At 67.2% G+C, this 6,763-nt stretch carries 8 protein-coding genes and 2 pseudogenes; 3 read left to right on the forward strand and 7 right to left on the reverse strand.

Translation table 11 applies throughout. From position 1 onward, the window contains the following. Positions 1–1,139: pseudogene (locus GE300_RS21605) on the reverse strand (phage tail tape measure protein); the annotation flags it as partial. A gap of 70 nt (positions 1,140–1,209) precedes the next feature. On the opposite strand from GE300_RS21605, the gene GE300_RS21610 reads away from it, so the two are divergent. Both GE300_RS21610 and GE300_RS21615 read left to right on the forward strand, forming a co-directional pair. Beyond that, on the forward strand, positions 1,210–1,422 hold the full coding sequence (locus GE300_RS21610) for an AbrB/MazE/SpoVT family DNA-binding domain-containing protein (RefSeq protein WP_154449641.1): 213 nt from the start codon (positions 1,210–1,212) through the stop codon (positions 1,420–1,422). Further along, entirely contained in the window at positions 1,422–1,802 is a 381-nt protein-coding gene (locus GE300_RS21615; protein ID WP_154449642.1) for a type II toxin-antitoxin system VapC family toxin, read from the forward strand. Before GE300_RS21610 ends, GE300_RS21615 begins: the two co-directional genes overlap by 1 nt. On the opposite strand, the gene GE300_RS21620 is transcribed toward GE300_RS21615, so the two are convergent. The 5 genes and pseudogenes from GE300_RS21620 to GE300_RS23435 form a co-directional block, all read right to left on the reverse strand. Next, entirely contained in the window at positions 1,792–2,025 is a 234-nt protein-coding gene (locus GE300_RS21620) for a DUF7697 family protein (RefSeq protein ID WP_154449643.1), read from the reverse strand. The genes GE300_RS21615 and GE300_RS21620 overlap by 11 nt on opposite strands. Before the next feature lie 8 nt (positions 2,026–2,033). After that, positions 2,034–2,489 (reverse strand): hypothetical protein, encoded by a 456-nt coding sequence (locus tag GE300_RS21625; protein ID WP_154449644.1) that lies wholly within the window; start codon positions 2,487–2,489, stop codon positions 2,034–2,036. A 1-nt stretch (position 2,490) separates the two neighbouring features. Next, positions 2,491–3,444, reverse strand: coding sequence for a phage tail tube protein (locus GE300_RS21630; RefSeq protein WP_154449645.1), 954 nt, complete (start codon positions 3,442–3,444; stop codon positions 2,491–2,493). A gap of 46 nt (positions 3,445–3,490) precedes the next feature. Continuing rightward, the gene (locus GE300_RS23635; RefSeq protein ID WP_325063357.1) at positions 3,491–4,537 is read right to left on the reverse strand and encodes a sialate O-acetylesterase; all 1,047 of its coding nucleotides are present in this window, start codon (positions 4,535–4,537) and stop codon (positions 3,491–3,493) included. Positions 4,538–4,675: 138 nt separating this feature from the next. Next, a pseudogene (locus GE300_RS23435) lies at positions 4,676–5,092 on the reverse strand (acyl-CoA transferase); the annotation flags it as partial. A gap of 44 nt (positions 5,093–5,136) precedes the next feature. Between GE300_RS23435 and GE300_RS21640 the strand changes: the two are divergent. After that, the gene (locus tag GE300_RS21640) at positions 5,137–6,210 is read left to right on the forward strand and encodes an ankyrin repeat domain-containing protein (RefSeq protein ID WP_154449647.1); all 1,074 of its coding nucleotides are present in this window, start codon (positions 5,137–5,139) and stop codon (positions 6,208–6,210) included. 78 nt (positions 6,211–6,288) lie between these two features. Here the strand turns inward: GE300_RS21640 and GE300_RS23440 are convergent. Further along, a partial coding sequence (locus tag GE300_RS23440) for a hypothetical protein (RefSeq protein WP_233417301.1) occupies positions 6,289–6,763 on the reverse strand: 475 nt, incomplete at its 5' end.

Genomic DNA, 6,763 nt, shown 5'->3' on the forward strand with positions numbered 1-6,763 from the left:
GCCGTGGCGGCCGCGCCCGCAGCCGCTGCGCCCATCCTGATGCGCTCCCAGACCTCGACCGCGACGTCTTTCAGCAGTGACATCGCCTCGCCAAACCCGCCCGCACCAGAGACGAGGCGGGTGAACTGGTAGACAAGCTCGCCCGCGCCGACGATCAGCGCCCCGATGCCGGTGCGGATCAGCGCACCGCGCAGGACGACCAGCGCCGTTGCGAGGCCACGGACCGAGAGCGCGGCAGCGGCCATCCCCGCCACCCAGCGACCGGCGAGGAAGGCGGCGAAGGTGGCGGCATAGGTGGTCAGGCGGCCGATGTTGTCGAAGAGCCCGCGAATGGCGATACCGAGCGGACCACTGCGGCTGGCGACCGTCGCCATGGCGTCGGCGACGGCTTCCAGTGCCGGAGCTGCTGCGACTGCGAGCTGGTTCGACAGCCCGCGCCAGATCAGCCCGAGCCTTGAGATGGCATCGTTCGTCCGCTCGATCTGGTCCGCATCCTGCTCGGAGACGACGACACCGAAGGCGAGGACGTCCTCTGTCGCCTGGCGCAGCGTCGCGGTGTCGATCCGCGACATGGCGATCGAGCCTTCCTCGCCGAAGAGCTGGCCCGCGACAGCCGCGCGTTCGGCAGCGGGCACGAAGCTTTCTATGGCGGAGTTGATCGCACCCACGCGCTGATCCAGCGGCAGCGCAATCAGCTCGTTGACCGACAGCCCGAGCCGGTCGAGCGCGTCGGCAGCCGGTCCGGTCCCGGCGGCCGCCTGGCTGAGACGGCGAGTCAGATCCTTGGTGGCCTGCTCGATGCCGGACATCGAGACGCCCGCCAGCTCGCCCGCGCGCTCGAGCGTCTGGATCGAGGCGACGGTGGTGCCGAGGGACTGCGCCAGCTTCGCCTGCGCATCCACCGTCTGCAGGCCGGAGCGGATCATCGCCACGCCAGCGGCGGTCGCAGCGGCAACTGCCGCAGCGGCGGCCACGCGAACCCGCCGCGAGAAGGCTGCGAGCCGGGCGTTCGCCGCCTCCATCTCCCGGCTCAGCCGTCCGAAGCCGCGCGACCCGGCCTCGCCCACGCCTTCCAGTTCGGCGCGCACCTGCCGTCCGCCCAGGGCCGCGAGGCGGACGCTGACGCGTTTCTCGGCCATCGGTCAGACTCCTTGCTTTCGCCGTATCGGCGTCTTACGTTTACGCCATCGATCAAGTGAAGGTATGATCATGGCCGAGACCGCGACCCTGTCTTCGAAGTTCCAGATCTCGATCCCCAAGGCGATCCGGGCCGCCCAGCACTGGGAGGCCGGGCTGACCTTTGCCTTCATCCCGAAAGGCACGGGCGTCCTGCTTGTGCCGGTGCCCAAACGGGAGGCGCTGAAGGGGCTCGCGCGCGGCGCGTCCGCCACCGATTGTCGCGACCGCTCGGACCGGTTCTGATGATCCTCGTCGACACGTCGGCGTGGATCGAATGGCTGATCGGCTCGCCGACCGGCGAGAAGCTGTCCGGACATCTGCCCGAACAGGCCGAGTGGCTCGTCCCGACCAAGGTCCAGTTGGAGCTGGCGAAATGGCTGACGCGCGAGGTCGGTGAGGACAAGGCCGATCAGGTCATTGCCTTCACGCAGGTCTGCCAGGTCGTCCCGCTCCATACTGAGGTCGCGCTGGCGGCGGCGGAGGCCTGCCGGGAACACAAGCTCGCCACGGCCGACGCGATCATCTTCGCAACCGCCCGCGCACAGGGCGCCGCCTTGCTGACTTGCGACGCGCATTTCGAGGGACTGCCCGGCGTCACCCTGATCGAGAAGATCAAGACCTGACACCCGGGCCGTCGTTCGCCGACAGGTCCTCGTTCAGCTTCGTGACCATCACCGCTTCGATGACGGGTAGCAGTTCGGCCATGGCGAGCGGCGGCACGCCGAGCGCGTCACCGAGCGCAAATGCTGCCGACATGTCCCAGCCGATCACCGCGCCGGGCAGAACGCGCAGCTGGCCGCCGAGACGGCCGACGAGGTCCCAGACCTGCCAGCCTTCAAGCGTCAGGGGCCGGTTCAGTCGCGCCGGGCAGTCCGGACAGCCTTGCTCGCGGCCCTCGAAGGGCGCGCAGGCTTGGCAGTACCGCTCGCCCCCGCCGAAGGACCATTCGGCGAGAGCGCGGAGGCGTTTTTTTCCTGTTCCAGCAGCAAACCCTTCGCGACGTAGGTCAGCTGGAATGCCTCGAAGATCGGCCAGACGTCGAGCAGCGCCTCGATGGCCTCCGGGCTCGGGTCGATGGGCTTGCCGTCCGCGTCGCCGATTCCCTCCCAGGCGAGCACCGCCCGCCGCGCCAGCGCCTTGGCGAAGGCGACCGCACGCTCCTCGTCGGATGCCTCCTCGGGCACCGCCTCGACGGCCGGATCGCTGCGGGTCGCCACCATCAGCGCCGTGGTCAGCGGGCGCAGCTGCACCCGGACGCCGGGCGCGAGGTCATGCCAGCGGGGCGCGTTCGTCAGGTCGAGCGTCAGCATCTCAGTAGGTCTCCACATCGTTCACGAGGGTGGCGGTGCACATCCGGCCGACGACGCTGTCGCGGGCGGCCTGCCAGTCGAAGGTGGCCTGGACGCCCTGCGGCCCGGAGATCTCGATGCGCGGGCGCGGCAGGTAGACGGCGTGCACGGTGAAGGTGAAGCTCTCGCCGGTGGGCAAGACGTAGGCGAATTCCATCTCGCAGGCCTCGCCGTTGATCGCCTGCGTCACCAGCGTCTGGTCGGCGAAGCGCACTTCGATCCGGCCGGTGAGCGCCGCGATGCTTGGGTCCGCGCCGTCGATGCGCCCGTCCGAGCGGATCGTCTCGATCCGGTCGAGGTTGTTGGCATAGGTGATCTCGGCCGAGACCACGTTGCCGAGGGCCGATCCGTTGCGGGTGATCGCCCCGTTGAAATGGCCGAAGCGCTTCAGCTCCAGCGCGGCGGGGGGTGAGGCGGGCTCGCCGAACGCGCTGGTTGTCGTGCCCACGGTCTCGCCCTGCGCCACCAGCCGCGCCGTGGCGGTGAGCAGGCCAGATCTCTGCATCTGCCAGGTGATCTGGTCGAGCACGCAGCCGGAATACATCGCATAGCGCGGCACCTCCGGCATGCCGGTCTCGATCGACATGCTGGGCAGCGTCCACGACCCCGACTGGAACTCGTGCGTCCAGGGGCCGGTCCCGGTGGTGGTGGGCGCACCGAACGCCGCCTTCAGCCAGAAGCCGAAGGCCTCGGCGTCGAGCGGCACGACGACATCGCCGTCCGCCGTCACCGCATCCTTGATCGGCGCCAGCGGATCGCGGCCGTAGCCGAGCAACTCCGAGTTCAGCAGCGGCTGCTCGGCGCCGAGCGAGGTGCTGGCGAACGGCATCCGCGTGTAGCCGCTCGCGGGCGGGGTGCCGTAGGTCGTCTCGAACGCAAGCGCCATCAGCGCCCGCGCCCCTTGGGCTCGTGCCATTGTCGTTCCTTTCGGATCAGGTTTTGAGCGGCTCGCGGCGCCCCGATCAGGCGATCAGCGCTGCCATCGCGACGGCTGCGTCGGCCCCGCGCTGGCGATTGCCGGCGGCCGAGAAGTGGATGTCGTCGCCCGCCACCGTCATGCCTGCGGGCCCGGCGACGAAGCGGACGCCCGGCGTGGCGAAGCCCGAACCGGAGGTTTCGTCGAGAGCGGCCTGCGCCGCGGCGAGCCGCCCCTCCGGATCGCCCTCGGGTGTCGGGCCGAGGATCACCGCCGGCAGATCGGGCAGGCCGAGATCGGTTCTTAGTGCTGTCAGCATCGCCTGGAATGCGGGCGGATAGCTCGTCTCCACGTTGGGCCCGTTGTCGGACTCGCCCTGCGACCAGAACAGGCCGCGGATCGCCGAGCCCGCCGGCAGCATCGAGAGCGCCAGCTGCGCCTGCGCCACGGCGTTGAGATAGGCGTCGCCCGAGCCGGCCTCCCAGTCAGACCCGGTACCGACCAGCGAGGTGCCGCCCTTCGCCGCCGCGACCAGCGCGATGCGGCGCCCGGTCGCGAGGGTGGCGAGCATCCCGCGCGCGGCCGCCATGCCGGGACCGACGCCGAGTACCGTGCCGCCATAATGCTGCAGCGGATCGACCGCAGGCCGCATCTCGCCGGTCTTGCCACCCAGATGCGTGGCCGTGGTCCCGGCGAGATAGGAGATCAGCGGATGCACGTCGTCGAGCACCGGGTCCACCGGGACGGCGGACCCACCTACCATGTTGGACTGGCCCGCGAGGATGTAGATTTCGGCCGGGCGGGACTGGATCTCCGTCACGTCGCGCACCGCCGCATCGTCGATCACGCCTTCCCAGCCGCCCTGCGCGATCCAGCGCGTCCGCGTGTGGCCGGACGACGGGATCAGGTGGGCATGCACGCCGACCCGGCTCCGCGCCTCGTTGACGTTGTAGAAGCCGCCGCCCAGCTGGAAGTTGATGCCGTTCTGGAGGTTGCTCTCGAGGATCCGGTAGGAAACCAGCACCCAGCCCTCCGGGATCGCAATGTCGTATTCGAGGTTCGCGGCGAGCGCCGTCGCCGCGTGCGCGGCCACCCCGCCCGCGATGGACCAGGACCCGGCCGCGCTCCACGCGCCCGCGGTGTCGAAGGCGGCCTCCGCCTCTGGGATCAGGTTCTCCGGCAGGGGCTCGGAGGGCGGTGCCGGAGGATCGGGCTCCTCCGGGGCCTCCGCGCTGAGCGGATCGCTCAGGGAATAGTGCAGGATGATCGAGATAACGGCCGCCTTCAGGCTGGCCGCGCCCTCGACCGGCAGATCGACCGGGCGCGGAGCCTCCGCCTCGACCCAGTCGCAGAGCCCTCCCAGCGTTCGGTCGGCGGCGAGCGCCGCGCCAATGCTGGCGGTCAGCGTGTCGAAGGCGGTGTCACGGTCGGCACCCTGAACGACCGCCTCGATCTCGGCGCGATGCTGATAGTGGTAGCGCAGGGGCGAGAGTGTGACCTCCGGCTCCCCCGGCTCGCCATCGCGCAGGATCAGCAGACCCTCGGCCGGGACGCGCTCGGGCAACACGTCGCCGCGGAGAGCCGTGGCGGGCTGCGCCGAGAGCCGCGCGTGCAGCGCGGCGAGGATGGTTTCGCGTGGGGTGGGCATCTCAACTATTGGCTGCAAGAGGGTTCTGCCGCTACGTTGCGGCTATGCATCGTATTCTGGCCGTCGCTCTTAGTTTAGTCATTGCGTCTCCTGCTGCGGGAGACGTCGGACGCTGCCCGATCTCTGCGGACTTCATTGCCGACCCCGAAATCATCGAGACGTCGGTGCCGCTAGCGGGTGTCGAAGTCCTAAGCACAACGCACCGTTCATTCGTGCGGGGCGCAATGGTCTCCATTGAATGCACCGAGATTGATCCTGACTCTGTATTTCCTGGAGCTTCCGACGAACAGATCCTGCGAAACTACCTGCGCTTCTGGTCGATCGAGCCGTTTTCAGACGCGACCGAAGGATTGAGCCGAGGGCAGACGCCTGTACCGCACATCGTGATGACCGGAACGAAGACCATTCAAGGCATAGAAGTCACTTACTCCTACCGGCTCTTCCGATTTCCATCCAGCTTCGCCCTCGTTGCTGTCGGCATGCCTTTGGACACCATCGACACAGCAGATGTTGAGCGGTTCTTGAGCAGCATCCAACTAGCTGGGCAAGACACGGAAACCGGTGATCTCGAACTATTCGAAATTGTACGGGACGGCCACATTTCCGATCTGCGTCAAGCGTTGCAAAATGGAACCTGGTCTGAGGCAGACCTCTCCAAAGCTCTGGTGGCAGCAGCAGGGCTAAACCGGCCAGCGGAAGCTCAACTACTGCTTGACGCTGGCGCAGACCCAAATCATGAAGTCATGGGTTCGAGCGTTATCGTAACAGCAACACGAGAAAACAGCGTTGCCGTGCTCGAGTTGCTGCTTCGGAACGGCGCTGACCCAAATCGTAGTGCCATGTTCGAGTGGAGCCCGCTTCACCACGCGATATTGCCAGATGGCTCACGCTATCAAGCATTGCAGGCACTGATACAGGCTGGCTCCGACCTAGACGCTCGGACCAGCCTTCAAGTAACGCCGCTGCATAGAGCGGCGGGCTTCTGTGACCGACGTGCCGTCGGAATGCTGCTCGACGCTGGCGCCGACCCCAGCCTGACAGAGCAATATGGACGCACAGCGTATCAGCGGTCCGTAGAGGCGGGCTGCAGTGGAGTTGGGGGCTTGCGACCAAATTGACCCTGGCCGAGCGAAACGACAATCAGCGCCAGCCTGGCCGCTCCCCTACCAAATGGCCTCGGATATCGTAGATCCGGGTTAGTTCTCGTGGGGCAATCCGGTTCGCGCCCGATCCTTGAATGGTAAGCTGACCGCCACAACCGGGATTGACATCCCGAGCGGGCGAATAGACGTATCGTTGCTTCCCCCTCTTGGCCGGTGGATTGGCTCAACAGCCGTACCGCCGCACGCAAGACACACGGGTGGCCTTTGCAGCTTCGTTACTTGTTCAAGAACGCCGAAACCTTCCTTTTCAGCAAGTCGTCCAGCCTCATCCTTGCCATAGCGGCGCAGAGCTCCGCGCCAGAGGCTCGAGTGTCTCTTCTGCGCCTCGTCAAACACCGCTCGATCAGGGAACTTCTCCATAGCGACCACTCCCTGGCAATCCTCGCAAAGCGCCAGCTCCCGGTCGAACCAGAACTCCTCCGCACCAGAACTGAGCTGCCCCCCGAAAATCGGACAGTGACGGAAGCTACGATCTGACGTCTGCTGGTCTCCAAGAACGAGGAGAACA

It is taken from the genome of Halovulum marinum (assembly GCF_009697225.1).
Lineage (GTDB): Bacteria > Pseudomonadota > Alphaproteobacteria > Rhodobacterales > Rhodobacteraceae > Halovulum > Halovulum marinum.